Consider the following 1,681-nt stretch of genomic DNA (forward strand, 5'->3'; position numbering starts at 1 on the left):
GGCGCGGCCCGCGCCCGGGCTGCAGCGGGATGGCGGTGGCGGCGATGATCGCCGGATTGGCCGGATCCTCCGGCACCAGGCCGAGGATCGGCGCGATGCGGCTGATCACCGTGTTGGCGGCGGGGGCGGCCACCCAGCCCGCCGTGGCGTAGCCATGGCTGCGGGCATTGGGCGTCGGTTCGTCCACCATGACGTAGAGCGCGTAGCGCGGCGCCTGCATCGGGAAGGCGCCGACGAAGGCGGCGATGCGCTTGTTCATCAGGTAGCCGCCATGCGGGCCGGTCTTCTGCGCCGTGCCGGTCTTGCCGCCGACGAAATAGCCCGGCACCTCGGCGCTGCGGGCCGAGCCATCGGTGACCACCAGCCGCATCAGCCGGCGCATGATCTCGCTGGTGCGCTCGCTGACGATGCGCGTGCCCTCGCGCTGCGCGCCGGGCGGCAGGGCCAGCAGCGTCGGCTGGCGCAGGATGCCGCCATTGGCGATCGCCGCCGCGCCGGTCACCACATGCAGCGGCGTGACGCTGATGCCGTGGCCGAAGGAGATCGTGTACATGTTGATGTCGCGCCAGGCATTGGCCGGCGGCACCAGCGGCAGGGCGGCCTCGGGCAGCTCGATCTGCTGGCGCGACAGCATGCCGGCGCGGCTCAGGAATTCGCGCTGGCGCTGCGGGCCGAAGGTCGCGGCCATGTGCGCCGCCCCGAGATTGGACGAATAGGCCAGCATCTCGGGGAAGGTGATCCAGCGATTCTTGCCCTTGTAGTCGCTGATCGTGAAGCGGCCGTAGCGGATCGGGCGCGAGGCGTCGAAGGTCGAGCTGTAGACATTGGCCGTGCCGTATTCGAGCGCGGCGGCGGCGGTGAACAGCTTGAAGGTCGAGCCCGGCTCGTAGACGCCCACCGTGACGCGGTTGAAGCGCTGGTCCGGCGTCGCGCCGCCGATGTCGCCGGCATCGTAGTCCGGCAGGCTGACCATGGCGACGACCTCGCCGGTGTTGATGTCGAGCACCACGCCGGCGCCGCCGATGCCGTTGAAGTCGTGGATCGCCTGGTTCACCGCGTCGCGCATGGCGAGCTGCACGCGCACATCGATCGACAGCCGCAGCGGCGTGCCGCGATCGGTGCGCAGCTGCTCGTCGAAGCGGCGCTCGATGCCGGAGATGCCGTTGCCGTCGACATCGACATTGCCCAGCACATGCACCGCGGCGCGGCCCTGCGGGTAGTAGCGGCGCTCCGCCTCCTCGAAGTCGAGGCCGGCGATGCCGAGGTTGATGACGCCCTGCTGCTCGCGCGGGGTCAGGGCGCGCGCGATGTAGACGAAGCCGCGATCGCCGGAGAGCCGCTCGATCAGCCGCTCGCGGTCGAGCTGCGGCAGCACGGTGCGCAGCTTGTCCGCCGCCTCGGCCGGGTTGTGGATGACGCGCGGATTGGCCACCAGCGCGGTCACCGGCAGGGAGATCGCCAGGATCTCGCCATTGCGGTCGGTGATCGGCGCGCGGCTGGCGGCATGCGCCGCCGGCGGCTGCAGCGCGCGCACCGCGGCGTTCAGCCGCTTCGGCTCGGCCGGCGCGATCACGGTGGACCAGGTGGCCTTCATGGCGACGGCCAGGAACAGCGCGCCGAAGCCCAGCGCCGCCACCACCAGGCGGCCGCGGCTGCGCTCCAGCTGGGCGCGGCGGGCGAG

Annotated in this window: 1 protein-coding gene; it reads right to left on the reverse strand. The window is 71.9% G+C overall.

Features of this window, described 5'->3' with window-relative positions; all coding sequences use genetic code 11:
* Positions 1–1,681: peptidoglycan D,D-transpeptidase FtsI family protein (locus tag HMPREF0731_RS25285; protein WP_007004038.1), on the reverse strand; the 1,681-nt coding region annotated here is incomplete at both ends.

It is taken from the genome of Pseudoroseomonas cervicalis ATCC 49957 (assembly GCF_000164635.1).
Classification (GTDB): Bacteria; Pseudomonadota; Alphaproteobacteria; order Acetobacterales; family Acetobacteraceae; genus Pseudoroseomonas; species Pseudoroseomonas cervicalis.